This is a genomic window from Comamonas antarctica (assembly GCF_013363755.1).
Classification (GTDB): Bacteria; Pseudomonadota; Gammaproteobacteria; order Burkholderiales; family Burkholderiaceae_C; genus Comamonas; species Comamonas antarctica.
Genome location: NZ_CP054840.1, coordinates 1 through 24,172 on the forward strand (window position 1 = coordinate 1; position 24,172 = coordinate 24,172).

Here is a 24,172-nt window from a genome sequence, read left to right on the forward strand (position 1 = left end):
GGGGGGTGGGGTGCGGGCCGGGCCCTGGCGCCGCGCCACCCAGCATTTTGCCCGTTCGGGCAAGGTTTTTGGGAGGCGGCGGCCGAGGGTTTCAAGCGCCTCAGCCCTTGAGCGTCTGTTCGAGCACGTGCAGCTGCTGGTTCAGCTCGGTGAGCTGCTGGCGTTCGCCGGCGATCTTGCGCACCGCATGCAGCACCGTGGTGTGGTCGCGGCCGCCAAACAGCTCGCCGATCTCGGGCAGGCTCTTTTGCGTCAGCTCCTTGGCCAGGTACATCGCAATCTGGCGCGGCCGCGCAATGCTGGCCGGGCGCTTCTTGCTGTACATGTCGGCGACCTTGATCTTGTAATAGTCGGCGACGGTCTTCTGGATATTTTCCACCGAAATCTGGCGGTTCTGGATCGACAGCAGGTCGCGCAGCGCTTCGCGCGCCAACTGGATCGAGACTTCCTTCTGGTTGAAGCGCGAATAGGCCAGGATCTTGCGCAGCGCGCCTTCAAGCTCGCGCACGTTGGAGCGCACGTTCTTGGCGACGAAGAACGCGACTTCCTCGGGCATGTCGGCGTTCTCGGCGCGCGCCTTGTTGATCAGGATCGCGACGCGCATCTCGAGTTCGGGCGGCTCGATCGCCACCGTGAGGCCCGAGTCGAAGCGCGACACCAGGCGCTCGTGGATGTTGGCCAGGCCCTTGGGATAGGTGTCGCTGGTCATGACGATGTGGCTCTTCTTGGCCAGCAGCGCCTCGAACGCGTTGAAGAATTCTTCTTGCGTGCGGTCCTTGTTGGCGAAGAACTGCACGTCGTCAATCAGCAACAGGTCCAGCGAGTGGTAGCGCTCCTTGAATTCATCGAAGGTGCGGCGCTGGTAGGCCTTGACCACATCCGAGACGAACTGCTCGGCGTGGATGTAGAGAACTTTGCTGTCGGGCTTGTCGGCCAACAACTGGTTGCCCACGGCATGCATCAAATGGGTCTTGCCCAGGCCCACGCCGCCGTAGATGAACAGCGGGTTGTACAGATGGCCGGGCGAGCCCGCGACATGCATCGCCGCCGAGCGCGCCATGCGGTTGGCCGTGCCTTCGACCAGCGTGTCGAAGGTCAGGGCCGCGTTCAGGCGCGTGCGGAACACCGGCGCAGCCGGTTCCTCGGGCGCGGCGCTGGTCGTGATCTGCTGCGTTTCCTGGACGTTCGGACGGTCGGCGGAAAACGGGCGCACGTAAGTGCGCGTCACCGATTCACGGTGAGCGAGCGCCAACTCCAGCGTCACGGGTTGGCCGTAAAGGGCCTCGAGCATGGCCGAGATGCGGCCGGCGTACTGGGCGCGGATCCAGTCGAGCTTGAAACGGTTGGCCACGTACACCGTGACCTTTGAAAAGTCTTCCGCGACCGTGGCGGTCAGCGGCTTGATCCAGGTGTTGAACTGCTGTTCGGGCAGATCCTGCCCCAGCTGCTCCACGCAGACCTGCCACAGGCCTTGGCCAGCGTCGTTGTTAGGTTCCTCGGTCATCTTCAGAGTCTTGTTGTGGATAGAGGAACAGTTGCGGGGCACCGATTGTAGCTTTTACAGGACTTATCCACAAAATATCAGGCGGTTGTCCTCAACTCCCGAGGAGAAAAGCCGCTGACCTGCGCGGGGAAAGGTCATTGCATCATGGAACGAATGTAGCGATAATCGCGGGTTTCCCTGAATGTGTTCAGGGTGATATGGCCCGGCCGGCTGTTTTTTGCGGTTGGCGGGTGTTGCCGGAAGACGGCTTTTTGCCGAACCGGTGCGAATCTGAACCTCCTCAAGGAACAACACCATGAAACGTACTTACCAGCCCTCCAAGACACGTCGCGCCCGTACCCACGGTTTCCTCGTCCGCATGAAGACCAAGGGCGGCCGTGCCGTCATCAACGCTCGCCGCGCCAAGGGCCGCAAGCGTCTGGCCGTCTAAGGCCATTCTTGGCGCCTGCCCAACGGTTCACCGCTTGGGCTCCTCCTCGGAGGTGCCACGTATGCATCGGCTGAAAACGCGTCCGCAGTTCCAGGCTGCGATGGCGGGAGGCATCGTCTCCCGTACCCCGCACTTTGCCTTGCATCGGCTGGTACTTGACGCGGATGTGCCTGTGACGCCTCCTTCAGGGCCCGGCAGTTTGCTTGCAGAGCAAACGCCGCAGGCCCTGTTTGGCATGGCGCAAGGCGCCTGGCTCGGCGCCATGGCGCCCAAGCGCTGGGCCCGGCGTTCGGTCACGCGCCACGCGATCCAGCGCCAGGTCTATGTGCTGGGGGATGAATATGCGCCGCAGCTGGCCTGCGCCGCCTACGTGGTGCGCCTGCGCGCCACCTTCGACCGCAAGCAGTTCATCAGCGCCACTTCCGATGTGTTGAAGAAGGCCGTGCGCGCCGAGCTGCACCAGCTCTTCACTTATGCCGTGCGCCGCCAGTCCGCGCCGGCGCCGGCCGCAGCGCCGCCGGTGGCGCCATGATGCGCGACCTGCTCATGGGGCTGGTACGGCTGTACCGCCTGACCTTGAGCCCGTGGATAGGCTCGGCCTGCCGTTTCGAGCCGACCTGCTCCGCCTACTCGCTTGAAGCCCTCGAGCAGCATGGCGCGGCAGCCGGCAGCTATTTGACCCTGCGCCGGCTGGCGCGTTGCCATCCATGGTGTGATGGCGGTCATGACCCGGTTCCCGCGCAGGCGCCGCGGCTGTTTGCCTGCTGCCAGCCTTCTTCTTCGACCACCCAACCTTCCTCAAAGAAGTCTTCATGAACGACATTCGCCGCACCATCCTGTGGGTGATATTTGGCTTTTCCATGGTCTTGCTATGGGACAAGTGGCAACTTCACAACGGCAAGCAGGCCACCTTCTTCCCCACGCCCGTGACCACGCCGGTGGCCGCGCCCGCGGCTCCGGTCACGTCCGGCGCTTCGACGGTGCCCGCGTCCACGCCCGCGCCGGTCGACCCCAACCAGGTTCCGGGCGCCGCGCCCGTCGCTGCTGCGGCCATCGCGCGTGAGAACGTCCAGGTCACGACCGACGTGCTGGCGCTGACCTTCGACACCCAGGGCGGCACGCTCAAGCATGCCGAGATGCGCCAGTACGCGGACATGGCCGACAAGTCCAAGCGCTTCGTGCTGTTCGATGAAAGCCCGCAGCGCGTCTACCTGGCCGAGACCGGCCTGATCGGCGGCAGCTTCCCCAACCACAAGACGCCCATGCAGCTGGTGCCCGGTGCGACCACGCTGCAAGACGGTCAGAACGAGCTGCAGATCCGTTTCGAGTCGGCCGAAGTCGGCGGCGTGAAGCTGGCCAAGACCTATACGCTCAAGCGCGGCGCCTACGACATCGCCGTGCGTCATGAAGTGGTCAACGCCGGCACCGCCGCCATCAACCCGCAGCTGTACGTGCAGCTGGTGCGCGACGGCAATGCGCCTCCGGGCGAGTCGAGCATGTACTCGACCTTCACCGGCCCGGCCGTCTACACCGAAGCCAAGAAGTACCAGAAGGTCGACTTCAAGAACATCGAAAAAGGCAAGGCCGAATTCGAGAAGGCCTCGGCCAACGGCTATGTGGCCATGGTGCAGCATTACTTCGCCAGCGCCTGGCTGCTGGCCGACGGCCTGCAGCGCGACATCTTCGCGCGCAAGGTCAGCGACAATCTGTATGCCGTGGGCATGATCACGCCGTTCGGCACGGTCGAACCCGGCCAGAGCAAGAGCATCGAGGCCAAGCTGTTTGCGGGCCCGCAGCTCGAAAAGACGCTTGAATCGCTGGCCCCCGGCCTGGAACTGGTCAAGGACTATGGCTGGCTGACCATCATGGCCAAGCCGCTGTACTGGCTGCTCGACAAGATCCACAGCCTGCTGGGCAACTGGGGCTGGTCGATCGTCGGCCTGGTGCTGGTGCTGAAGATCCTGTTCTTCTGGCTGAACGCCAAGGCCTACGCCAGCATGGCCAAGATGAAGGCCATCAATCCAAAGATCATGGAGATGCGCGAGCGCCTCAAGGACAAGCCGCAGCAGATGCAGCAGGAGATGATGCGCATCTACCGCGAGGAGAAGGTCAATCCGATGGGCGGCTGCCTGCCCATCATCATCCAGATCCCGGTGTTCATCGCGCTGTACTGGGTGCTGCTGTCGAGCGTTGAAATGCGCAACGCGCCCTGGATCGGCTGGATCAAGGATTTGTCGTCGCCCGACCCGTTCTTCATCCTGCCGGTGCTGATGACGCTGAGCTCGCTGCTGCAGACCGCCCTCAACCCCGCGCCGCCGGACCCGATGCAGGCCAAGATGATGTGGATCATGCCGCTGATGTTCAGCGTGATGTTCTTCTTCTTCCCCGCCGGCCTGGTGCTGTACTGGCTGACCAACAACATCCTGTCGATCGCCCAGCAATGGCTGATCAACACCCGCATGGGCGTGCCGCCCCAGTTCAATCTGCCGAAGTTCCGCTGATTGGGTTGACGCTTTGACCAACACGGCCGCTCTGCGGCCGTGCTTGTTTTTGCACTGGTTATCCACAAGGGCTGGGCGCGGCTATCATGCCCAGCACCGGCTGAACCCCGTTCGTCCTGAGCTTGTCGAAGGATGAACGGCCTGCGCTCAAGGCATGAGAATGGGCCGTTCATGGTTCGACGCGGCCGGCTAGGCAGGCTCACCACGAACGGGGGCTTCTTTCATGGAGCGGCCTTTTATCCATCGCTTTTTTCCCCACCCAAGAGACCTCCCATGCTCCCCCGCCACGACCAACCCATTGCCGCCATTGCCACCGCCCCGGGTCGCGGAGCCGTCGGCATCGTGCGTGTGTCCGGCAAGGGCCTGGCGCCGCTGGTGCAGCGCATCTGCGGGCGCGCGCTGAAACCACGCGAGGCGACCTATCTGCCGATGCGCGATGCCAAGGGCCAGCCTATCGACCATGGCCTGGCGCTGTTCTTTCCCGGGCCGCACAGCTACACCGGCGAGGATGTGCTCGAGCTGCAGGCGCATGGCGGCACGGTGGTGCTGCAACTGCTGCTCGCGCGCTGCCTTGAAGCCGCGGCTGAGCTCGAAGACACGGGCCGCGCCTGCCTGCCGGGACTGCGCCTGGCCCAGCCCGGCGAGTTCACCGAGCGCGCCTTTCTCAACGACAAGATCGACCTGGCCCAGGCCGAGGCGATTGCCGACCTGATCGACGCCAGCACCGAGGCCGCGGCGCGCAGCGCGAGCCGCTCGCTGTCGGGCGCGTTCTCCCAGGAGATCCACACGCTGCGCGACGCGCTGGTGCGGCTGCGCATGCTGGTCGAGGCGACGCTGGACTTTCCCGAGGAAGACATCGATTTCCTGCAGCAGGCCGATGCCAGCGGCCAGCTCGAGCGCCTGCACCGGTCGCTGGACGCGGTGCTGGCGCGCGCGCACCAGGGCGCGCTGCTGCGCGAAGGCATCAAGGTGGTGATCGCGGGCCAGCCCAATGCGGGCAAGAGCTCGCTGCTCAATGCGCTCGCCGGCGCCGAGCTGGCCATCGTCACCGAGATCGCGGGCACGACGCGCGACAAGGTGCAGCAGACCATACAGATCGAAGGTGTGCCACTGCACGTGATCGACACCGCCGGGCTGCGCGAGAGCGACGACACGGTCGAGCGCATCGGCATCTCGCGCGCCTGGGACGAGATTGCCGCGGCCGACGCCGTGCTATTCCTGCACGACCTCACGCGCCAGGACCAGGGCGACTACCGCGCGGGCGACGACGCCATCCGCGCTACGCTCGCCGAACGCCTGCCGGCGCAGGTGCCGGTGATCGACGTCTGGAACAAGACCGATTCGGCCGGCGCCGAACTGCAGGCCGACGGCCTGCGCCTGTCGGCGCGCACCGGTGACGGCCTCGACGCGCTGCGCCGGCGCCTGCTCGAAGTCGCGGGCTGGCAATCGGCCCCCGAAGGCCTATACCTGGCGCGCGCGCGCCATGTCGAAGCCCTGCAGGCCGTGGGCCAGCATTTGGACATGGCCGCCGCCCAGCTGCGCGCCGCCGGCCCGCACCTCGACCTGTTGGCCGAGGAACTGCGCCTGGCGCAGAACGCGCTCAATGCGATCACCGGGGAATTCACGTCCGATGACCTGCTGGGCGTGATCTTCTCGAGCTTTTGCATCGGCAAGTGAGGCCTCCCGGGGCGTTCACTGCGCGTCGGGCCCGCTCCGGTGCAGCAGTTCCAGGAACAGCTCGGCGGACCGGCTCAGCGGCCGGTCGCGGCGCACCAGGCTGCCATAGGATTCCAGCTTGTGGCGCAGGTTGTAGGGCACGATGCGCAGCATGCCATGGGCGTCGTTGAGCGCGCCCACGGTCTGCGGGATCACGCCCAGCATGTCCGAGCTGCGCACCAGATTGATGGTGGTGAGGATGGAGCCGGTCTCGATCAGGCCGCGCGGCAGCGGCGTGCAGTGCTCGCGGAATTCCTGCTCGAGCAGCGCGCGCATCGGGCTGCCCGGCGGCTGCAGCACCCAGCCATAGTGCTGCAGATGCTCGAACCTGACCTTGGGCAGCGCCAGCAACGGGTGGTCGTTGCGCACGATGAACGCCAGGCTTTCATCGTCGATGGGCCGGAACAGGTATTCGGCCGCGGACGCCGGCGCCATGCGCCCGACCACCACTTCGAGCACGCCTTCCTGCAGCTGCGCCAGCAGCCGGTCGCTGGTATCGACCGCGACTTCCATCGCCAGCAAAGGCAGTTGCTGCTTCAGGTCCAGTAGCGCGCGGGTCAGGCGCCCGGGCGAGGCCGCCATGATGCTGCCCACGACCAGCCGGCCGGCGCTGCCCTGGCGCAACTCGCCCAATTCGCGATTGAGCGCTTCCATGCTGCCGTGCATCGCGCGGAAGTATTCGAACACCCGGTTGCCCGCGGCATTGCGCTGCAACTGCCGGCCCACGCGGTCGAACAGCGGCTGGCTCAGCGCGTCCTCGAGTTCATGCAGCATCTTGGTCGCCGCAGGCTGGCTCAGCCCCAGTTGCACGGCCGCCGCACGCAGCGTCTGGCGCTCGTCGATGGCCAGCATCAGCGCCACCTGGCGCATGCGCAGGCGGTTGAGCAGCTGCGGAGTGTTGTCGCGTTTGTCGATCGATCCCAAGGTCGGCCTCCTGATTTCCTCTGGTTATCAATCTATCAAAAACATTGAATATACGGGTATCAACACCCTGCCTACGATGCAGCTACCACGATAAAAACGGGAGACAACGATGCAAAGACGTCATCTGCTGGCCGCGGCTGCGGCCTGGGGGGCCTGCCTGCTGCCGGCTAGCTTGCTGGCGCAGGATCCGGCAAGCTGGCCGACACGGCCGCTGCGCATGCTGGTCGGCTCCGCGCCGGGCGGCGGCACCGACGCCATGGCGCGCGCCGTCGCCGACCGGCTCGCGCCGCTGCTCAAGCAGCCGGTGCTGGTGGAAAACCGCCCCGGCGTCTCCAACACCATGGCCGTAGACGTGACCGCCAAGTCCACCGATGGCCACACCATGGTGATGGGCGTGGTCACGGCGCATGCGATTGCGCCGCACCTGCTGAAGCTGGGCTACGACAACAACAAGGACCTGGTGCCCGTGGCCTTTGTCGGCTCGGTGCCGAATGTGCTGGTCGTCGGCAACTCGGTGCCGGCCAACAGCGTCGCGGAACTGGTGGCGCTGGCGAAGAAGCAGCCCGGCCAGATCAACTTCGCGAGCAGCGGCACCGGCAGCACCCAGCACATCGCGGCCGAGGTGTTCAAGGACGCAGCCGGCATCGCCATCACGCATGTGCCCTACAAGGGCAGCGCCGGCGCGCTGGTCGACCTGGTCAGCGGCCAGGTGCAGATGAGCTTCGACACCATGCCGTCGGTGATCGGCCAGATCAAGGCCGGCAAGCTGCGCGCGCTGGCCGTGACTTCGCCCCAGCGCAACCCGCAGCTGCCGCAGGTGCCGACGATGGCCGAAGCCGGCCTGCCCGCCGTCGCGATCAGCGCCTGGTACGGCATCTACATGCCGGCCGCGACGCCCAAGGCGGTGCAGCAGAAGCTGCACGACGAGGTCAACAAGGTGCTGGCCATGGCCGAGACCAAAGCCCGGCTCGAGGCCGTGGGCGCCGAGCTGCGGCCCATGAGCCAGGCCGATTTCGGCGCCTTCCACCTCGCCGAGTACCAGCGCTTTGGCGAGATCATCCGCAAGAACGACATCAAACTGGACTGAGCCATGTCTGCAGCCTCTCTTCCCGTCGTCGCCCTGACCCTGGGGGATCCCGCCGGCATCGGCGCCGAACTGATTGCCAGGCTGCTGGCCAAGCCCGAAGCCGTGCAGCAGGCCAACCTGGTGCTGATCGGGGACCCGTGGCTCTGGGAGCAGGGGCAGCGCAGCGCGGGCCGGCAGGTCGCGACCACGCCGCTGGCCGGTCTGGCGCAAGCGCGCGCGCGCACCGATACCCGGCTGCCGGCATTTGTCGCCGTGAACAGCATTGCCGCGGCCCAGGTGCAGGTCGGCCAGGTCGGCGCGGCCGGCGGGCGCTCGGTGCTGCAGGTGCTGGACCAGTGCATGGACGCGGCGCTCGCGGGCGAGATCGACGCGATCTGCTTCGCGCCCTTGAACAAGCAGGCGATGAAGCTCGGCGGACTGCGCCACGAGGACGAGCTGCACCACTTCGCCGAATACCTGGGCGTGCAGGGCTACTTCTGCGAGTTCAACACGCTGGGCGATCTCTGGACCTCGCGCATCTCCTCGCATGTGCCGCTGAAGGACGTCGCCAACTATCTGAGCCAGGAGCGCATCGCCCAGGCCGCGGAGCTGCTCTACAACGCGCTGCGCGCCAGCGGCATGGCCGCGCCCAAGGTGGCGATCGCGGGCTTCAATCCGCACAACGGCGACGGCGGCACCTGCGGGCGCGAGGAGATCGACATCATTGCCCCCGCAGTGCGCGCCTTGCAGGCGCGCGACTGGCCCAGCGACGCGCCGTTCCACGGGCCGTTTCCGGCCGACACGATCTTCCTCAAGGCCCAGGCCGGTGAGTACCAGGCCATCGTCACGATGTACCACGACCAGGGCCAGATCGCGATCAAGCTGCTGGGCTTTTCGCGCGGCGTGACGGTGCAGGGTGGGCTGCCGATTCCCATCACCACGCCCGCGCACGGCACGGCCTATGACATCGCCGGCCAGGGCCGCGCGAATGTCGAGGCCACCTGGCAGGCGCTGCTGATCGCCAGCCGCATGGGGCGCGCGCGCATGGGCGTGGCCCAGGCTACGGCCTGCGTCTGATTCCGCGGGCTGCGGCCTGTTTCACCCGTTTTTCAAAGAGGTCTGTATGAAGATCAAGTCAGTGCGCGCGCGTGTTTTCCAATGGAAGGGCAAGACCGTTCCACCCCAGGGCAATTTCTGCTCCAACGCCATGGATCTGGTGTACTCCAACACCGAGAGCATGAGCACCTTCCGCTTCCATTCGTGGACCGTGGTCGAGATCGAGACCGATGACGGCATCGTCGGCATCGGCAACGTCGCGCTGGCCCCGGCGATCGCCAAGGCCATCATCGACCAGTACCTCGCGCCGCTGGTCGTCGGCCAGGATCCCTGGGACTACGAATACCTGTGGCAGCGCATGTACCGCTCGACCCACGCCTGGGGCCGCAAGGGCGTAACCATGGCCGCGATCTCCGCCGTCGACCTCGCGATCTGGGACATCCTGGGCAAGAGCGTGAACAAGCCGGTGTTCAAGCTGCTGGGCGGCCGCACCAAGGAAAAGATCCCCTGCTACTACTCCAAGCTCTACCGCGGCGACCTGAGGGCCATGCAGGACGAGGCGCAGCAGTTCCTGGACCAGGGCTTCACGGCCTTCAAGATGCGCTTTGGCTATGGCCCCGCGCACCTGCAGCACGGTGTGAAGGAAAACCTCAGGTCGGTCGAGGCGATCCGCGAAGTGATCGGCTACGACAACGACCTGATGCTCGAGTGCTACATGGGCTGGAACCTCGAATACGCCAAGCGCATGCTGCCCAAGCTCGCGAAGTATGAGCCGCGCTGGCTCGAGGAGCCGGTGATCGCCGACGACATCGATGGCTACGCCGAGCTCAACGCGATGAACATCATTCCGATCTCGGGCGGCGAGCACGAGTTCAGCCTCTACGGCTTCAAGCAGCTGCTCGACAGGAAGGCGGTGAGCGTGGTGCAGTACGACACCAACCGCGTCGGCGGCATCACCGCCGCGCACAAGATCAACGCGCTGTGCGAAGCGTATTCGGTGCCGGTGGTGCCGCACGCGGGCCAGATGCACAACTACCACCTGACGATGAGCACGCTGGCCTCGCCCATGGCCGAGTATTTCCCGATCTTCGATGTCGAGGTCGGCAACGAACTGTTCTGGTACCTCTTCGACGGCGAGCCGATTGCCGACAACGGCTTCGTGCAGCTGCGCGACGATGTTCCCGGCCTGGGCCTGACGCTCAAGACCGAGTACCTCGACCAGTTCGACATCATCGAGTGAGGAGCCACGCCATGCCTGGACTTTCCAACCCGCGCTACCGCGGCATCTTCCCGGTCGTGCCCACGACCTTCCACGAAGACGGCACGCTGGACCTGGCCAGCCAGAAGCGCTGCATCGACTTCATGATCGACTCCGGTGTCGACGGCCTGTGCATCCTGGCCAACTTCTCCGAGCAGTTCCTGCTGGGCGACGACGAGCGCGAAACCCTCACCCGCCTGGCGCTCGAGCATGTGGCCGGGCGCGTGCCGGTGATCGTCACCACCACCCACACCAGCACCGCGATCTGCGCGGCGCGCAGCCGGCGCGCGCAGGACATGGGCGCGGCCATGGTGATGGTCATGCCGCCCTATCATGGCGCGAGCTTTCGCTTCGGCGACACGCAGATCCAGCGCTTTTTCGCGGCGGTGTCCGATGCCATCGACATCCCCATCATGATCCAGGACGCGCCGGCCGCGGGCACGCCGCTGCCGCCGGCGTTTCTGGCGCGCATGGCGCAGGAAATCGAGCAGGTGCGCTACTTCAAGATGGAAACCGCGGGCGCCGCGGGCAAGCTGCGCGAGCTGATCGCACTGGGCGGCGAAACCATCGAAGGCCCCTGGGATGGCGAGGAGGGCATCAGCTTGCTGGCCGACCTGGAAGCCGGCGCCACGGGGGCGATGACCGGCGGCGCCTTTGCCGACGGCATCCGCCCCATCATCGAAGCCTTCCGCCGCGGCGACAAGGACCAGGCGTTTGCCGAGTACCAGCGCTGGCTGCCGCTGATCAACCACGAGAACCGCCAGGCCGGCTTTCTCGCCGCCAAGGCGCTGATGCATGCCGGCGGCGTGATTGCCTGCGACGCGCCGCGCCACCCCTGGCCCGCCATGCATCCCGAAGTGCGGCGCCAACTGCTCGATATCGCGCGCCGGCTCGATCCGTTGGTGTTGCGCTGGGGGAAATGAGGTAGAACGCTTTTCCGAGGACGGGCCGTTCCTCGGGGGAGCGAAAACACGACGATGCATTCCTAGGGCAGGCCGTTCATGGTTCGACAAGCTCACCACGAACGGTTTTACCGTTCGCCCTGAGCCTGTCGAAGGGTGAACGGCCTGGCCTCCAAAAACATGTCACTCAGCGCGCGGCACCGGCCCCCGCCCTTTGCAACTGCTCATGCAATATCCTCCGGATCTCGATGATGGCCTGCGGATGCTCCTGCACGCTGTGGCCTGACGCGATCACCAGCTCCGAGGCCGCGCCAGGCAGGTGGGCGCTGGCGTAGGGCACGATGCCATCGCTCGAATCGGCCAGCGGCAGCGCGGGGTTGGCGTCGCCGATGATCGAGTGGTAGCGCAGCTGCGGCGCCAGCGGCAGGTGGGAGGTCAGGCGCACGAACGGGTCGGCATCGCTGAGGTTGTCGATGCTGTTGGGAATGCGCAGCAGGCCCTGCTTGCCGGGCCGCGGCTTGAGCTGGGCCAGCGCGCGCGTGACGTCGCCGACCTGTTCGAGCATGGAGAACGGCAGCGTGATCAGGTTCGCCGCCCAGCGCGCGATGCGATGGTTGGCGAAGTCCGTGCCGCGGTGCGGGGCGGCAATGAAGATGGCGTCGGTGATCGCAGGCAGCGGCTCGAAGTTGAGCAGCGGCGCCATGCGCCGCTCGAGCGCGGCCTGCTGCCCGGGCTGCAGCTGGTAGTTCTCGAGCAGGCGGTCCCAGCTCTGGCCTTGCGTGGAGGACACCAGCAGGCGCGCGAGCACGCCGCCCATGCTGTGGCCGATCACGGTGACCTGCTGCGACGCCTTGGCTACGCCCTGCGGGTCGAAATGCGCAAAGGTCTGCTGCAGCGCATCGCGGATCGCGCGGTTGTTGAGCGCCAGCGGCGCATTGGTCGGGTAGTAGACCTGCCAGATCTGGTAGTTCTGGCGCAGCGTCTCGTCGCCCAGCACCTCGTTGGCGACATTGATCCACGCCTCGGGGCTGCTGGCCAGGCCGTGCAGCATCAGCACCACGCGCCGGCCCGGGTCATAGGGCTGCATGAGGTAGATCTGCGGGCGCAGCAGCCCGTTGTCGAGGCCCAGCAGCGAGCGCAACGCCTGCGTCGAAAAGCCCGAGCGCGCGAGCCACAGGCCGTAGCCCGAGGTGAAATTCGCCGCCAGCGGCACCCGCGCGCCCGCGATCAGCACCTCCCCGATGCGGTAGGGGTCGTACATCTGCACCTGGACGCTGCGCGTCTGCAGCACCTCGGTCAGCGTTTCGCCTTCGAAGCGCAGCAGCGCCGAGAGCGCGGGGTAGGGCGCTTCCTGGAAGGGCTCCTCGGCATCCTCGGACAGCAGCGCGCCGCTGGCGGTGGCGCCGTCCTGCGGGCCATTGACGGGAAACACCGCCACCAGTTCGCCGCCGATGCCATCGCGCCGGTAGAGGTTGCGCAGGCCCGAGAAGGTCAGCGACGAGGCCGGGATCAGCTCGCGCGGCACCACCCCGGCCTGCGGCAGCCGGATGCCCGAGAGATCGGTGCGCAGGGTCCAGCCATTCCATTGCAGCCCGGACGCTTCCAATGCCGCGAGATGGCTTGGCTGGGTATGCTGGAACAGCCCGGTGATGGCTTGCTCCACGGCGTGGTTGTAGTAGTCGCGCACCTGGGTCTGGCGGTCTTCGAAGATCCGCTCGCCGGGCTGGCGCGAGGAGAAGAACAGGTAGGCGTAGGCGTGGCGCGCGGCTTCGAGCCAGGCATCGATCTCGTCGCTGCCATGGCTGCCCGGCGCGGCGCGCTGGGCCTGCAGCGCGGTCTGCGTCCAGAGCTCGGCCAGCGCGGACAGGCGCTGGTCGTCCGTCAGTCCCGGCATGCCGACGATGGCGTCGCGGCACTGCACGGGCTGCGCGTTGCAGCGCTTGCTTTCTAGGCCGATCACGCGCAGCGTCTCCAGCGTCGCGGCGCTGAGGCTGCCGGCGGTGAGAATGTCGGAGCGCCGCTGCGACAGGTAGTCCGAGGGCAGCACCGAACTGACCTGCACCCCGGCGCAGCCCGCGAGCAGCGCGGCCGTGCACAGCGCCAGCGTGGTGGCAAGGCGGGGCAGCAGCAGCATGTCGCGCAAATCTCAGCGCGCCTGCACCGGCAGCCCTTGCCGGATGGCCGCGGAAAAGTCGGCGTTCGGGCCGGCCTGGCGCGCGCGCTCGGTGATGCGGCCCCGGGCCTTGAGCTCCTGCAGCGAATAGCCGGTTGTCAATGCACCGACCTCTTGCACATAGCTGGGCAGATAACCCGATGCCAGCAGCCGCAGGTCCAGCGGCAGGCCGGGCACGATGCGCTGCATCATGGCGTAGACGATGGTCGTGCAGTTGGCGGTCAGCGTCTGGTAGAAGCGCGGCGTGTTGCGCAGCGACTCGGCTTCGTCGAGGTACTGCTCGAACAGCGCGCGCATGGCCGGCGCGGGCATGTGCACGCGGTAGAGGTAGACGTCCTCGTCGCGCACACGTGCGCGCACGCCCAGGATGTCGCGCTCGTCGGCCGCGACCAGCGCCAGCTCATAGCGCTTGAAGAACCCGGCCAGCGCCGAGAACTGCTCGTGGCGCTCCTTGCGCACTTCGACCGAAAACACCAGTTGCCGGCCGTCGTCGAAGCCAAAAGACACCAGGGTGTGGGCAATGGCCGGACCCATCCAGTACGACAGCGCCATGTCCACCGAGCGCAGGCGGTCGAGGTCGTAGCGCCGGGTTTCCCAGCGCGCGGTGTAGTCGTCCTCGCCACGCCAATCGAAATTGCGCACGTTGTACAGCACCACTTCGGAGCCCTGGCGCTCGGCGCGCAGCGTGCGGGCGACATCGGCGGCCCAGACCCGGTCGTTCGATGGCGTGATCGTGCCCCACCACAGGCCCAGCAGCACGCAGCCCGCCGTGAGCAGCCCCCAGGCACGCCAGGCGCGCGGATCGGCGCTGGCCAGCAGCCCCGTGGTGCCGACCCAGATGACCCACAGCACGGCCAGCGCCACCGCGGCCAGCCGGCCGCCCGGCGCATGGCTCCATAGCGCGAGCGCGCCAAAGCCGGCCAGCACCAGGCCCAGCAGGATGCCCACGGCGCGGACGACGATGGCGGCCGCACGCTGCAGCAGCGGCCGGCGTTGGACGGGAACGGGCGGCATCGGGCTGCTCAGTGCCCGGCGAAGTCGACCAGCGTGTAAAGCGGCAGCCCGCCTGCGCGCAGCCGGTCGGAGCCGCCCAGCTCGGGCAGGTCGACGATGGCCGCGCCTTCGATGACCTCGGCGCCGAGCTTCTCCAGCAGCTTCTTGCCGGCCATCATCGTGCCGCCGGTGGCAATCAGGTCGTCGATCAGCAGCACCCGGTCCCCGGGCTTGACGGCGTCGGCATGCAGCTCGACGGTGGCGCTGCCGTATTCGAGCTCATAGGTTTCCTCGACGGTGGTGAAGGGCAGCTTGCCTTTCTTGCGGATCGGCACGAAGCCGACATTGAGCTCATAGGCCACCACGGCGCCCAGGATGAAGCCGCGCGCATCCAGGCCCGCGACCACATCGGGGCGCAGTGCCGGGTCCATGTAACGGTGCACGAAGGCATCGATCAGCACGCGGAAGACCTTCGGGTCCTGCAGCAGCGGCGTGATGTCGCGGAACTGCACGCCCGGCGCGGGCCAGTCGGGCACCGTGCGGATGTATTGCCGGAGGTAATCGTTGATGGTGGTGTGGAGCATGGCGCGCAAATGTTCTGTGGGGGCCGGGCATGGCCTGGCAGCAGCAGGAGTGTAATCAGGACGCAGGCGGGATCAAGGCGGCGGACCCGTAGGGGCCTGTGGAAAAGCCCGTGCCGGCGGCCGCGGCGCATGACCCCACGCAAGCGTTCGGGTACGGCGCCCGCGACCGCAGGCCCTAAAATCCGGGGATGAAATCTGCAGCAGCTTCCTCGCGTCCTTTCGACGGCTTCCAGGCCTTGCAACTGGCGCGCGATACCCTTGGCATCGAGGCCCAGGCGCTTCTGGCGCTGTCCGACCGCCTGTCACCCGTGTTCGCGCAGGTCGTCGAACGCATCCTCGACATCCAGGGGCGGGTAGTGGTCATGGGCATGGGCAAGAGCGGCCATGTGGGGCGCAAGATCGCCGCGACGCTGGCTTCGACCGGCACGCCGGCGTTCTTCGTGCACCCGGGCGAGGCCAGCCACGGCGACCTGGGCATGGTCACGGAAAAGGACCTGGTGCTGGCGCTGTCCAACAGTGGCGAGAGCGACGAGATCGCGGCGCTGCTGCCCGCGCTGCGGCGCCAGGGCGTGCCCGTGGTCGGCATGACCGGCAATGCGCGCTCCACGCTGGCGCGCCATGCCGACTGGGTGCTCGACACCTACGTCGAGCGCGAGGCCTGCCCGCTGAACCTGGCGCCCACGGCCAGCACCACCGCGCAGCTGGCACTGGGCGATGCGCTGGCGGTGGCACTGCTCGATGCGCGCGGCTTCAAGGCCGAGGATTTCGCGCGCTCCCACCCCGGTGGCGCGCTGGGCCGCAAGCTGCTGACCCATGTGGCCGATGTCATGCGCTCGGGCAGCGACGTGCCGCGCGTGCCGGCCGAGGCGCCCTTCCTGCTGCTGATGCGCGAGATGAGCGCCAAGGGCCTGGGCGCATCGGCAATCGTCGATGCCGACGGCAAGCTGCTGGGCGTGTTCACCGATGGTGACCTGCGCCGGCGCATCGAGCAGGGCGCCGACCTGCTGAGCACCACCGCGGGCGAGGTCATGCATGCCAAGCCCTACACCATCCAGGCCGATGCGCTGGCCGTCGATGCCGCGCGTCTCATGGAGCAGCACGGCATCACCTCGGTGCTCGTGGTCGAGGGTGCCGATCGGCTGGTGGGCGTGGTGCATATCCGCGACCTGATGCGCGCCAAGGTGATCTGATGGACGCTCGCACTCTGTCGCCGGCGCTGGATTTCGCGCCACAGCTGCTGCTCAAGGCCCAGGACGTGAAAGTGGCGTTTTTCGACGTCGATGGCGTGCTCACCGACGGCGGCCTGTATTTCACGCAGGAAGGCGAAGTCATCAAGCGCTTCAATACCCTCGACGGCCATGGCCTGAAGCTGCTGCAAAAAGCCGGCATCACGCCGGTGGTCATCACCGGCCGCGATTCGGCGCCGCTGCGGCTGCGGCTCAAGAACCTGGGCGTGGTGCATGCGCGCTTCGGCACCGAGGACAAACGGCCCGCGGCCGAAGAGTTCCTGCAGGCACTCGGGCTGGACTGGAGCCAGGCCGCGGCCATGGGCGACGACTGGCCCGACCTGCCGGTGATGCGCCGCGCGGCGTTTGCCGGCGCGCCGTCCAACGCGCATGCCGAAGCCCTCGCGGCCGCCGACTACGTGAGCCAGCGCGCGGGCGGGCAGGGCGCGGCGCGCGAGTTCTGCGATCTGCTGCTGGTGGCCTCGGGCCGCTACGCCGCCTTGCTTGAGGAATATGCCTGATGCGTACCCGCTGGCGCCGAGGCTGGGAAAGCTTCACGATCTATCTGCCGGTCGCGCTGATGGGGCTGATGGCGCTGGCCAGCTGGTGGCTGGTGCGCAATGCGCCCTCCACGCTGCCGGCGGCGCCGGCGCGCGCGCCCGTGCATGAGCCCGACTATTTCATGAAGGACTTCTCGGTCCAGAACTTCGATGCCGCGGGCAACATGACGCGCCAGTTGCAAGGCGACATGGCGCGCCACTATCCCGACACCGACACGCTGGAAATCGATGCCGTCGAGATCCACGCCAAGTCGCCCGACGGCCGCCAGACCCGTGCCACCGCGCTGCGCGGGCTGAGCAATGGCGACGGCTCCGAAGTCCAGCTGTTCGGCAACGCCCGCGTCACGCGCGCGGCCCAGCAAATGCCTGACGGCACACGCTCGCCCGAGCTGCGTTTCGAGGGCGAGTTCCTGCATGCCTGGACCAACGAGGAGCGCGTGCTCTCGGACAAGCCGGTGGTGCTGTGGCGCGGCACCGACCGCTTCACCGCCGACCGCCTCCATTACGACCATCTGGACCAGGTGCTGCAGCTCGACGGCCGGGTCCGCGGCGTGCTGCAGCCCGCGCCCGCGAGCGCGGCCGGACGCTGAACATGCCCGCCGCGCGTCCACTGGTATTCATCACCGGGGCCTCGAGTGGCATTGGCCAGGCGCTGGCAGCGCGCTTCTACGCCCAGGGCCATGACCTGGCGCTGGTGGCGCGCAATACCCAGGCAATGCATGACTGGGCCGCCGCCGAGGGGCTGGAGCCGGCGCGCCATGCGGTCTATGGCGCCGATGTCGCGCAGGCCGAGAGCATCGTCGCGGCCGCCAGGCAGTGCATCGCGCGCCAGGGCCTGCCGCAGATCGTGATTGCGAATGCCGGGGTAAGCTGGGGGGTGGACACGGGCGAACGCGAAGACCTCGAGGTCATGGCCCAGCTGTTTGCCACCAACAACCTGGGCATGGCGGCCACCTTCCACCCGTTCATCCGTGCCATGCAGGCCCGGGGTTCGGGAACGCTGGTCGGGGTGGCCAGTGTGGCGGCGATCCGCGGACTGCCAGGGCATGGCGCCTACTGCGCGAGCAAGGCCGGCGTGGTCAGCTATTGCGAAAGCCTGCGCGGCGAGATGCGGGCCAGCGGCGTGAAGGTGGTCACCTTGCTGCCGGGTTATGTCGCCACACCGCTCACGCGCAATAACCGCTATTCCATGCCGTTTCTGCTCACGGCCGACGAGTTTGCGCGGCGCGCCTGCCGCGTCATCCTGCGGCAAACCAGTTATGCGGTGATTCCCTGGCAGATGGGAATGGTTGCCAAATTGCTGCGGATGCTGCCAAACCGGTTATTCGACCGCCTGTTGCAAGGTCGGCAAACCAAGCACCGGCACAAGACCGGGGGTTAACCCAATGCGGTGCAGATAAACAAAGCGCTGCGCGATCTTGGTGCATGAAAACCGCGTTTCGCTTCGCTTTACATATTCAAAACGAAAAAAAGGCTTCGTTAGAAGCCTTTTGTTTTTGCGTCGCGGATTATTCGCCGTTGTTATTGCCGTAACCGCCGCGGCCACCGCCACGCGGGCCAGAGCCATAAGGACTGCGGAAACCGCCATCATTGCGTCCACCCGAATAGCCGCCACCGTCACTACGGCCGCCGCCATAACCGCCGCCGCCTTCGCGGCCACCGCCATAGCCACCACCGCCGTCGCGGCCGCCGCCATAGCCGCCACCGCCTTCACGGCCGCCACCGTAGCCACCGCCGCCTTCACGACCGCCGCCGTAGCCGCCACCGCCTTCGCGGCCGCCACCGTAACCACCACCACCGCCGCCATAGCCACCACCGCCGCCGAAACCACCACTGCGGGGAGGACGAGGCTCCATGGGACGCGCTTCATTGACGACGACGCTGCGGCCGCCCAACGATTGTCCGTTCATGCCCTGGATCGCTGCCTGCGCTTCAGCATCGCTGCCCATCTCGACGAACCCGAACCCTTTGGAACGGCCCGTGTCGCGCTCCATCATCACCTTGGCACTCGTTACCGAACCATACGGGCTGAATGCCTGCTCCAGGTCGTTGTCGCGCACTCCATAGGGGAGATTGCCAACATACAGCTTGTTGCCCATTAGAGACTCCTCAAACTCCTCAAGTAACACAATTGCTGTGGTGCTCACATTGTTGCCAGCGGTCCATGGAAGAAAACCTGCGCACGCATTGCAAATCACCTGCACTCATATCGGGTACACCGATATCAAATTATGAGGGAAAAGAATTGCAAAAAAAAAGCCGGCCAAAGGCGCATTTGCATGAAAAAGACGAAAAAAAAGGGCCAATGGCCCTTTTTCCGACAATGGGTTATTGAAAACCCTAGTCAATGCTTAGTAGCCGCCGCGGCCGCCGCCGAAGCCGCCGCCGTTGCCACGGCCGCCGCCGAAGCCGCCACCGTTGCTACCGCCGTAACCGCCGCCGCCGCCGAAGCCGCCACCGCTACGGGGAGGGCGGGGTTCCATCGGACGGGCTTCGTTGACCACGAGGTCACGGCCGCCTTGGTTTTGGCCGTGCAGGCCTTGGATTGCAGCTTGTGCTTCAGCATCGCTGCCCATTTCGACGAAGCCGAAGCCCTTCGAACGGCCGGTGTCACGTTCCATCATGACCTTGGCGCTGTTGACGTTGCCGAATTCGCTGAAAGCTTGCTCGAGGTCGCCGTCGCGGAAAGAGTACGGCAGGTTGCCGACGTAAAGTTTGTTGCCCATGGAGGACTCCTGAAAAAACACTTGAAAACGCGATGGAGCCCTATGGAGTCAACTACCAGTGACAACTTTAGAGACCGAAACGCACCTGCCTACTACTCATTGCTTTGCGGAAAGGCTTGGACATTATGGGCCATATATACCCACACAAATTCCTAAGGAATCAAATTTCGCTACTGCTACAACACTTTTGAGACTGGTATTTACCCGCGAGCGGGCGTTTGTCTTACAAAGCCCCTAGAATCGCGGCTTGTCTTTGGGGAGTAGCCCGTCCGGTGCGCAACGCACCGGAGGCATGCATCAACAAACTTGGGTTCTCACAACCTATGGTGCATGCGGTTCGCGCTGGGCGAGACCATTGGCTGGGTGCCGATCCACATGGCCGGAGTCGGGGCGCAGCCAATGCTTTCGCATCTGTGTCCGGCCTGTTATTACAAGTACCCCATGGAAGCCTTTCTCCTTTCCACCGCCATCGTCGCCATTGCCGAAATGGGCGACAAGACGCAGTTGCTGGCGCTGGTCCTTGCCGCGCGTTTCCGCAAGCCCTGGCCAATCGTGCTGGGCATTCTTGCCGCCACCCTCGCCAACCATGCGCTGGCCGGCGCCGTCGGCGCCTGGGTCACAACGTTCATCGGCCCGCAGGTGCTGCGCTGGGTGCTCGGCGCGTGCTTCATTGCCATGGCAGTCTGGATGCTGATTCCCGACAAGCTTGACGAAGGCGAGACCGCCACAGCCTCGCGCTGGGGCGTTTTCGGCACCACGCTGATTGCCTTCTTCCTAGCCGAGATGGGCGACAAGACGCAGATCGCCACTGTCGTGCTGGCGGCCAAGTACAACGCCTATTTCTGGGTCGTGGCCGGCACGACGCTGGGCATGATGCTGGCCAATGCGCCCGTGGTCTGGCTCGGCGAGCGCATCACGCGGCTGGTGCCGCTGCGCATCGTGCATCTGGTGTCGGCCGGCATCTTCCTGGTGCTGGGCGTGCTGGCGCTGTGGGCGCCGGGCGTCGACGTTTTGGCATAATGGCGGCTTCACGCGCCGATTTGCCAATGCTTGCGGGCGCTTTATAAATCCAGCTAAAGACCCGTCCGACGACATCTCGACCCGGCCTCGTTTTTAGCGATGCCGGGTTTTTTCATGTCCTTCATCGCCACCCCTTTGTCCATGCATTTCGAGGAGCCGCTGCCGCTGCAGGGCGGCGCCTCGATCCACCACTACGACCTCGCCTACGAAACCTATGGCGAGCTCAACGCCGACGGCTCGAATGCCGTGCTGGTGTGCCATGCCCTCAACGCCTCGCACCATGTCGCCGGCGTCTATGCCGACCAGCCGAAAAGCGAGGGCTGGTGGGACAACATGATCGGCCCGGGCAAGGCGGTCGACACCAACCGCTTCTTCGTGATCGGCATCAACAACCTGGGTTCGTGCTTCGGCTCGACCGGTCCGATGCACCAGAACCCGGACACGGGCCGCGTCTATGGCGCGGATTTCCCCGTGGTCACGGTGGAGGACTGGGTCGATGCGCAGGCGCGCCTGCTCGACCGGCTGGGCATCGCGCGGCTCGCGGCCGTGCTCGGCGGCAGCCTGGGCGGCATGCAGGCGCTGTGCTGGTCGCTGCGCTATCCCGAGCGCGTCGCGCATGCGGTGGTGGTGGCCAGCGCGCCCAACCTCAACGCCGAGAACATCGCCTTCAACGAAGTCGCGCGCCGCGCCATCGTCACCGACCCGGACTTCCATGGCGGCAACTTCTACGACCATGGCGTCGTGCCGCGCCGCGGCCTGCGCATCGCGCGCATGATCGGCCACATCACCTATCTCAGCGATGACGTGATGAACCAGAAGTTTGGCCGCCAGCTGCGCGGCGGCCTGGACCTGAAGTACAGCACCCAGGACATCGAGTTCGAGATCGAGAGCTATCTGCGCTACCAGGGCGACAAGTTCAGCGATTACTTCGATGCCAACACCTATCTGCTGATCACGCGCGCGCTCGACTATTTCGACCCGGCGCGCGCGCATGCGGGCAACCTGACGCAGGCGCTGGCGGCCAGCCAGGCCAAGTACCTGCTGGTCAGCTTCACCACCGACTGGCGCTTCGCGCCCGCGCGCAGCCGCGAGATCGTCAAGTCGCTGCTGGAGAACCGCCGCCGCGTGAGCTACGCCGAGATCGACGCGCCCCACGGCCACGATGCCTTCCTGCTCGACGATCCGCGCTACCTGGGCGTCATGCGCTCCTATTTCGACAGCATTGCAAAGGACATCGCATGACCGAGAAAACCACCATGCAGGCCATTGCGCGCCTGGTGCCCCAGGGCGCGCGCGTGCTCGACCTGGGCTGCGGCGACGGCGCGCTGCTGTCGTACCTGCAGCACGAACGCGGCTGCAGCGGCTACGGCGTGGAGCTCGATGACGCCAATGTGCTGGCCTGCGTGCGCCGCGGGGTCGACGTGCTGCAGCTCAATCTCGAGGACGGCCTGGCGATGTTCGGCGACAACAGCTTCGACGTGGTGCTGCAGATCGACACCCTGCAGCATCTGCGCAATGCCGAAGTCATGCTGCGCGAGACCGCGCGCATCGGCCGCCTGGGCATCGTTGCCTTCCCCAATTTCGCGCACTGGCCCAACCGCCTGTCGGTGCTGCGCGGGCGCATGCCGGTCACGCGCCGGCTACCCTACCAGTGGTACGACACGCCCAATATCCGCGTCGGCACCTTCAAGGATTTCGAGGTGCTGGCGCACAAGAACCGGCTCAGCGTGCGCGATGCGTTCGGGCTGCAGGACGGCCAGGAAGTACGCACGCTGCCCAACCTGCGCGCCGGCACGGCCGTCTTCTGTCTGGAACACGATTGACCCTGGCCGGGCGCTCCTAGCCGGGCGCCCCTCGCCGGGCGCCCCTCGCCGGGCACCGGGGCTGGCAGTCTGGCCGGCACTGCGGGACAATGGGCGGATCGCCACGGCCGGCCGTGGCACCGCCGAAGGAGCTCTAGCCATGAATGCACGCATCCCCGCCACCGCCCTCGATCCGGCCCTTGCACTGGAGCGCGTCAGCGACCAGTGGGACCGCGATATCGTTGGCCAGCTGACCGAATACATCGCCATTCCCGCGAAGTCGCCGATGTTCGCGCCCGACTGGGAGCAGCAGGGCTATCTCGACACCGTGCTGCGCAATGCCGCCTCCTGGGTCGAGGCACAGAAGGTCGCGGGCCTCACGCTCGAGATCGTGCGCCTGCCGGGCCGCACGCCAGTGTTGTACTTCGAGGTGGCCGCAACCCAGTCGCAGGCGCAGAGCCAGGGCACGGTGCTGATGTACGGCCACCTCGACAAGCAGCCCGAATTCGAGGGCTGGCGCAGCGACCTGGGCCCGTGGACCCCCAAATACGAGAACGGCAAGCTCTACGGCCGTGGCGGCGCCGATGACGGCTATGCGGTCTACGCCAGCATTGCCGCGGTGCAGGAACTCAAGCGCCAGAACGTGCCTCACCCGCGCATTTGCGGCTTGATCGAAACCTGCGAGGAAAGCGGCTCGCGCGACCTGCTGCCCTATGTCGACGCGCTGCGCCCGCGGCTGGGCGAGGTCGCGCTGGTGATCTGCCTCGACAGCGGCGCCGGCAATTACGACCAGCTGTGGCTCACCACCAGCCTGCGCGGCATGGCCAGCGGCACGCTCAAGGTCGAGATCCTGACCGAAGGCGTGCATTCGGGCGATGCTTCGGGCGTGGTGCCGTCGTCGTTTCGCATCATGCGCCAGGTGCTGGACCGGCTTGAAGACAGCGCCACCGGCCGGCTGCTGCCCGCGAGCTTCCATTGCGAGGTGCCGGCCGAGCGGCTGGCCCAGGCGCGTGCCACGGCAGCCATTCTGGGCGACGAGGTCACCAAGCGCTTTCCCTGGGCGCATTACGACTGCGGCGGCGCCACCACCTTTGCGCTGCCGACTACGTCCGATCCCGTCGAGTCGCTGCTCAAGCGCACCTGGGAGCCGACGCTGAGCGTGACCGGCGCCGAAGGTTTCCCATCGCTGCAAAACGCCGGCAACGTGCTGCGCCCCTACACCGCATTCAAGCTGAGCCTGCGCCTGCCGCCCCTGGTCGATGCCGCCAGCTGCGTGCAGGAAATGAAGGCCCTGCTCGAAGACAACGCGCCCTACCAGGCCAGGGTCACCTGGGAAGGGCTGAGTTCCTCAAGCGGCTGGAACGCCCCGGCCATGGACAACTGGTTCGAGCAGGCGCTGCAAAACGCGAGCCAGGCGCAATTCGGCGCGTCCTGCGGCTATATCGGCCAGGGCGGCACGATTCCGCTGATGAACCTGCTGAGCCAGGGCTTTCCCAAGGCACAGATGATGGTCTGCGGCGTGCTCGGCCCCAAGAGCAACGCGCACGGGCCCAACGAGTTCCTGCATGTGCCGTATGCGAAGAAGCTCACGGCGGCCGTGGCGCAGGTGATTGCAAGCCTGCCGGTGGCGGGATAACCAGGCTCAGGCTGCTCGCGGCCCTGCGAGGCCGCCACCGAAGGGTGGCTCCTCGCCCAGCGCGCGCCCGTTCATCCTTCGACAGGCTCAGGGCG

Annotated in this window: 25 protein-coding genes and 1 riboswitch; of the genes, 18 read left to right on the forward strand and 7 right to left on the reverse strand. The window is 66.4% G+C overall.

The window, feature by feature from the left end:
• Window positions 1-100 precede the first annotated feature (100 nt).
• A complete protein-coding gene (dnaA, locus tag HUK68_RS00005; RefSeq protein WP_175502335.1) occupies window positions 101-1,504 on the reverse strand; it encodes a chromosomal replication initiator protein DnaA in 1,404 nt (467 codons plus the stop codon).
• 295 nt (window positions 1,505-1,799) lie between these two features.
• Here dnaA and rpmH point away from each other — a divergent pair, with 295 nt between their 5' ends.
• The 5 genes from rpmH to mnmE all read left to right on the forward strand — a co-directional run bounded on the left by rpmH (window position 1,800) and on the right by mnmE (window position 6,112).
• Window positions 1,800-1,934, forward strand: coding sequence for a 50S ribosomal protein L34 (gene rpmH / locus HUK68_RS00010; protein ID WP_012207856.1), 135 nt, complete (start codon window positions 1,800-1,802; stop codon window positions 1,932-1,934).
• Between the two features lie 61 nt (window positions 1,935-1,995).
• Window positions 1,996-2,466 (forward strand): ribonuclease P protein component, encoded by a 471-nt coding sequence (locus HUK68_RS00015; protein WP_175502336.1) that lies wholly within the window; start codon window positions 1,996-1,998, stop codon window positions 2,464-2,466.
• Window positions 2,463-2,750 carry a membrane protein insertion efficiency factor YidD gene (gene yidD / locus HUK68_RS00020; RefSeq protein WP_175502337.1) on the forward strand — a complete coding sequence of 96 codons (288 nt, stop codon included), beginning with the start codon at window positions 2,463-2,465 and terminating at the stop codon, window positions 2,748-2,750. Before HUK68_RS00015 ends, yidD begins: the two co-directional genes overlap by 4 nt.
• Window positions 2,747-4,435 (forward strand): membrane protein insertase YidC, encoded by a 1,689-nt coding sequence (yidC, locus tag HUK68_RS00025; protein WP_175502338.1) that lies wholly within the window; start codon window positions 2,747-2,749, stop codon window positions 4,433-4,435. The genes yidD and yidC overlap by 4 nt, the downstream gene beginning before the upstream one ends.
• Before the next feature lie 273 nt (window positions 4,436-4,708).
• Window positions 4,709-6,112: a tRNA uridine-5-carboxymethylaminomethyl(34) synthesis GTPase MnmE gene (mnmE, locus tag HUK68_RS00030; protein ID WP_175502339.1), complete on the forward strand. Its 1,404-nt coding sequence runs from the start codon at window positions 4,709-4,711 to the stop codon at window positions 6,110-6,112.
• 15 nt (window positions 6,113-6,127) lie between these two features.
• Here mnmE and HUK68_RS00035 read toward each other — a convergent pair whose 3' ends face one another.
• Window positions 6,128-7,075, reverse strand: coding sequence for a LysR family transcriptional regulator (locus HUK68_RS00035; protein WP_175502340.1), 948 nt, complete (start codon window positions 7,073-7,075; stop codon window positions 6,128-6,130).
• A gap of 109 nt (window positions 7,076-7,184) precedes the next feature.
• On the opposite strand from HUK68_RS00035, the gene HUK68_RS00040 reads away from it, so the two are divergent.
• The 4 genes from HUK68_RS00040 to HUK68_RS00055 are packed head-to-tail and all read left to right on the forward strand — an operon-like array spanning window position 7,185 to window position 11,378.
• Window positions 7,185-8,162 carry a Bug family tripartite tricarboxylate transporter substrate binding protein gene (locus HUK68_RS00040; RefSeq protein WP_175502341.1) on the forward strand — a complete coding sequence of 326 codons (978 nt, stop codon included), beginning with the start codon at window positions 7,185-7,187 and terminating at the stop codon, window positions 8,160-8,162.
• 3 nt (window positions 8,163-8,165) lie between these two features.
• Window positions 8,166-9,218 carry a 4-hydroxythreonine-4-phosphate dehydrogenase PdxA gene (locus HUK68_RS00045; protein WP_175502342.1) on the forward strand — a complete coding sequence of 351 codons (1,053 nt, stop codon included), beginning with the start codon at window positions 8,166-8,168 and terminating at the stop codon, window positions 9,216-9,218.
• A gap of 46 nt (window positions 9,219-9,264) precedes the next feature.
• Window positions 9,265-10,437: an L-rhamnonate dehydratase gene (locus tag HUK68_RS00050; RefSeq protein ID WP_175502343.1), complete on the forward strand. Its 1,173-nt coding sequence runs from the start codon at window positions 9,265-9,267 to the stop codon at window positions 10,435-10,437.
• Between the two features lie 11 nt (window positions 10,438-10,448).
• Window positions 10,449-11,378, forward strand: a complete 930-nt coding sequence (locus HUK68_RS00055) for a dihydrodipicolinate synthase family protein (protein WP_175502344.1) — start codon at window positions 10,449-10,451, stop codon at window positions 11,376-11,378.
• 166 nt (window positions 11,379-11,544) lie between these two features.
• Here HUK68_RS00055 and HUK68_RS00060 read toward each other — a convergent pair whose 3' ends face one another.
• The 3 genes from HUK68_RS00060 to HUK68_RS00070 are packed head-to-tail and all read right to left on the reverse strand — an operon-like array spanning window position 11,545 to window position 15,107.
• Window positions 11,545-13,491 carry an esterase/lipase family protein gene (locus HUK68_RS00060; RefSeq protein WP_175502345.1) on the reverse strand — a complete coding sequence of 649 codons (1,947 nt, stop codon included), beginning with the start codon at window positions 13,489-13,491 and terminating at the stop codon, window positions 11,545-11,547.
• 12 nt (window positions 13,492-13,503) lie between these two features.
• The gene (locus HUK68_RS00065) at window positions 13,504-14,544 is read right to left on the reverse strand and encodes an Lnb N-terminal periplasmic domain-containing protein (protein WP_175502346.1); all 1,041 of its coding nucleotides are present in this window, start codon (window positions 14,542-14,544) and stop codon (window positions 13,504-13,506) included.
• A gap of 8 nt (window positions 14,545-14,552) precedes the next feature.
• The gene (locus tag HUK68_RS00070) at window positions 14,553-15,107 is read right to left on the reverse strand and encodes an adenine phosphoribosyltransferase (protein WP_175502347.1); all 555 of its coding nucleotides are present in this window, start codon (window positions 15,105-15,107) and stop codon (window positions 14,553-14,555) included.
• Window positions 15,108-15,295: 188 nt separating this feature from the next.
• Here HUK68_RS00070 and HUK68_RS00075 point away from each other — a divergent pair, with 188 nt between their 5' ends.
• The 4 genes from HUK68_RS00075 to HUK68_RS00090 are packed head-to-tail and all read left to right on the forward strand — an operon-like array spanning window position 15,296 to window position 18,274.
• Window positions 15,296-16,297, forward strand: a complete 1,002-nt coding sequence (locus HUK68_RS00075; protein ID WP_175502348.1) for a KpsF/GutQ family sugar-phosphate isomerase — start codon at window positions 15,296-15,298, stop codon at window positions 16,295-16,297.
• Window positions 16,297-16,854: a KdsC family phosphatase gene (locus HUK68_RS00080; protein ID WP_175502349.1), complete on the forward strand. Its 558-nt coding sequence runs from the start codon at window positions 16,297-16,299 to the stop codon at window positions 16,852-16,854. The genes HUK68_RS00075 and HUK68_RS00080 overlap by 1 nt, the downstream gene beginning before the upstream one ends.
• Window positions 16,854-17,483, forward strand: a complete 630-nt coding sequence (gene lptC, locus HUK68_RS00085) for an LPS export ABC transporter periplasmic protein LptC (protein WP_175502350.1) — start codon at window positions 16,854-16,856, stop codon at window positions 17,481-17,483. Before HUK68_RS00080 ends, lptC begins: the two co-directional genes overlap by 1 nt.
• Window positions 17,484-17,485: 2 nt before the next feature.
• Window positions 17,486-18,274: an SDR family oxidoreductase gene (locus HUK68_RS00090; protein ID WP_175502351.1), complete on the forward strand. Its 789-nt coding sequence runs from the start codon at window positions 17,486-17,488 to the stop codon at window positions 18,272-18,274.
• Between the two features lie 127 nt (window positions 18,275-18,401).
• Here HUK68_RS00090 and rbp (HUK68_RS00095) read toward each other — a convergent pair whose 3' ends face one another.
• A complete protein-coding gene (gene rbp / locus HUK68_RS00095; protein ID WP_175502352.1) occupies window positions 18,402-18,992 on the reverse strand; it encodes an RNA-binding regulator in 591 nt (196 codons plus the stop codon).
• Window positions 18,993-19,057: 65 nt separating this feature from the next.
• On the opposite strand from rbp (HUK68_RS00095), the gene HUK68_RS00100 reads away from it, so the two are divergent.
• Window positions 19,058-19,228, forward strand: a complete 171-nt coding sequence (locus tag HUK68_RS00100; RefSeq protein ID WP_175502353.1) for a hypothetical protein — start codon at window positions 19,058-19,060, stop codon at window positions 19,226-19,228.
• A 16-nt stretch (window positions 19,229-19,244) separates the two neighbouring features.
• Here the strand turns inward: HUK68_RS00100 and rbp (HUK68_RS00105) are convergent, their stop codons facing one another.
• Window positions 19,245-19,619, reverse strand: coding sequence for an RNA-binding regulator (gene rbp, locus HUK68_RS00105; protein WP_175502354.1), 375 nt, complete (start codon window positions 19,617-19,619; stop codon window positions 19,245-19,247).
• A 243-nt stretch (window positions 19,620-19,862) separates the two neighbouring features.
• A riboswitch (yybP-ykoY riboswitch) is annotated at window positions 19,863-20,043 on the forward strand.
• 17 nt (window positions 20,044-20,060) lie between these two features.
• Between rbp (HUK68_RS00105) and HUK68_RS00110 the strand changes: the two genes are divergently transcribed.
• The 4 genes from HUK68_RS00110 (at window position 20,061) to HUK68_RS00125 (ending at window position 24,077) form a co-directional block, all read left to right on the forward strand.
• Entirely contained in the window at window positions 20,061-20,639 is a 579-nt protein-coding gene (locus tag HUK68_RS00110) for a TMEM165/GDT1 family protein (protein WP_175502355.1), read from the forward strand.
• Between the two features lie 114 nt (window positions 20,640-20,753).
• The gene (gene metX / locus HUK68_RS00115; RefSeq protein WP_175502356.1) at window positions 20,754-21,881 is read left to right on the forward strand and encodes a homoserine O-succinyltransferase MetX; all 1,128 of its coding nucleotides are present in this window, start codon (window positions 20,754-20,756) and stop codon (window positions 21,879-21,881) included.
• Complete coding sequence (gene metW, locus HUK68_RS00120) at window positions 21,878-22,462, forward strand: methionine biosynthesis protein MetW (protein WP_175502357.1); 585 nt, start codon at window positions 21,878-21,880, stop codon at window positions 22,460-22,462. The genes metX and metW overlap by 4 nt, the downstream gene beginning before the upstream one ends.
• 139 nt (window positions 22,463-22,601) lie before the next feature.
• The gene (locus HUK68_RS00125; protein ID WP_175502358.1) at window positions 22,602-24,077 is read left to right on the forward strand and encodes a M20 family metallopeptidase; all 1,476 of its coding nucleotides are present in this window, start codon (window positions 22,602-22,604) and stop codon (window positions 24,075-24,077) included.
• The last annotated feature ends 95 nt before the right edge of the window (window positions 24,078-24,172 follow it).

Excerpts from the sequence above, each read along its gene's own strand:
- HUK68_RS00065 (WP_175502346.1), bottom strand. The coding sequence starts at position 14,544 with ATGCCGCCCGTTCCCGTCCAACGCCGGCCGCTGCTGCAGCGTGCGGCC.
- HUK68_RS00050 (WP_175502343.1), top strand. The coding sequence starts at position 9,265 with ATGAAGATCAAGTCAGTGCGCGCGCGTGTTTTCCAATGGAAGGGCAAG.
- HUK68_RS00045 (WP_175502342.1), top strand. The coding sequence starts at position 8,166 with ATGTCTGCAGCCTCTCTTCCCGTCGTCGCCCTGACCCTGGGGGATCCC.
- HUK68_RS00070 (WP_175502347.1), bottom strand. The coding sequence starts at position 15,107 with ATGCTCCACACCACCATCAACGATTACCTCCGGCAATACATCCGCACG.
- dnaA (WP_175502335.1), bottom strand. The coding sequence starts at position 1,504 with ATGACCGAGGAACCTAACAACGACGCTGGCCAAGGCCTGTGGCAGGTC.
- yidC (WP_175502338.1), top strand. The coding sequence starts at position 2,747 with ATGAACGACATTCGCCGCACCATCCTGTGGGTGATATTTGGCTTTTCC.
- HUK68_RS00090 (WP_175502351.1), top strand. The coding sequence starts at position 17,486 with ATGCCCGCCGCGCGTCCACTGGTATTCATCACCGGGGCCTCGAGTGGC.
- metW (WP_175502357.1), top strand. The coding sequence starts at position 21,878 with ATGACCGAGAAAACCACCATGCAGGCCATTGCGCGCCTGGTGCCCCAG.
- HUK68_RS00060 (WP_175502345.1), bottom strand. The coding sequence starts at position 13,491 with ATGCTGCTGCTGCCCCGCCTTGCCACCACGCTGGCGCTGTGCACGGCC.
- rpmH (WP_012207856.1), top strand. The coding sequence starts at position 1,800 with ATGAAACGTACTTACCAGCCCTCCAAGACACGTCGCGCCCGTACCCAC.
- HUK68_RS00040 (WP_175502341.1), top strand. The coding sequence starts at position 7,185 with ATGCAAAGACGTCATCTGCTGGCCGCGGCTGCGGCCTGGGGGGCCTGC.
- rbp (WP_175502354.1), bottom strand. The coding sequence starts at position 19,619 with ATGGGCAACAAACTTTACGTCGGCAACCTGCCGTACTCTTTCCGCGAC.
- HUK68_RS00125 (WP_175502358.1), top strand. The coding sequence starts at position 22,602 with ATGAATGCACGCATCCCCGCCACCGCCCTCGATCCGGCCCTTGCACTG.
- lptC (WP_175502350.1), top strand. The coding sequence starts at position 16,854 with ATGCGTACCCGCTGGCGCCGAGGCTGGGAAAGCTTCACGATCTATCTG.
- HUK68_RS00080 (WP_175502349.1), top strand. The coding sequence starts at position 16,297 with ATGGACGCTCGCACTCTGTCGCCGGCGCTGGATTTCGCGCCACAGCTG.
- HUK68_RS00110 (WP_175502355.1), top strand. The coding sequence starts at position 20,061 with ATGGAAGCCTTTCTCCTTTCCACCGCCATCGTCGCCATTGCCGAAATG.
- metX (WP_175502356.1), top strand. The coding sequence starts at position 20,754 with ATGTCCTTCATCGCCACCCCTTTGTCCATGCATTTCGAGGAGCCGCTG.
- rbp (WP_175502352.1), bottom strand. The coding sequence starts at position 18,992 with ATGGGCAACAAGCTGTATGTTGGCAATCTCCCCTATGGAGTGCGCGAC.
- HUK68_RS00015 (WP_175502336.1), top strand. The coding sequence starts at position 1,996 with ATGCATCGGCTGAAAACGCGTCCGCAGTTCCAGGCTGCGATGGCGGGA.
- mnmE (WP_175502339.1), top strand. The coding sequence starts at position 4,709 with ATGCTCCCCCGCCACGACCAACCCATTGCCGCCATTGCCACCGCCCCG.
- yidD (WP_175502337.1), top strand. The coding sequence starts at position 2,463 with ATGATGCGCGACCTGCTCATGGGGCTGGTACGGCTGTACCGCCTGACC.
- HUK68_RS00055 (WP_175502344.1), top strand. The coding sequence starts at position 10,449 with ATGCCTGGACTTTCCAACCCGCGCTACCGCGGCATCTTCCCGGTCGTG.
- HUK68_RS00075 (WP_175502348.1), top strand. The coding sequence starts at position 15,296 with ATGAAATCTGCAGCAGCTTCCTCGCGTCCTTTCGACGGCTTCCAGGCC.
- HUK68_RS00100 (WP_175502353.1), top strand. The coding sequence starts at position 19,058 with ATGGAAGAAAACCTGCGCACGCATTGCAAATCACCTGCACTCATATCG.